Here is a 249-nt window from a genome sequence, read left to right as displayed (position 1 = left end):
CAACATGCTCGGCCGCGCCAAGAAGGTGTCGATCTCCAAGGAGAACACCACCATCGTCGACGGCGCCGGCAAGAAGGCCGAGATCCAGGGCCGCGTCGCCCAGATCAAGCAGCAGATCGAGGAGACCACCTCGGACTACGACAAGGAGAAGCTGCAGGAACGTCTCGCCAAGCTGGCGGGCGGCGTTGCCGTCATCCGCGTCGGCGGTGCGACCGAGATCGAAGTCAAGGAAAAGAAGGACCGCGTCGA

At 63.5% G+C, this 249-nt stretch carries 1 pseudogene; it reads left to right on the top strand.

Annotated features, from left to right (window positions below):
- Window positions 1-249 (top strand): annotated as a pseudogene (gene groEL, locus AC0L2A_RS36535) (chaperonin GroEL); the annotation flags it as partial.

The sequence above is a fragment of the Mesorhizobium sp. WSM4844 genome, from assembly GCF_055811775.1.
This window is presented reverse-complemented; position numbering and strand designations above follow the sequence as displayed.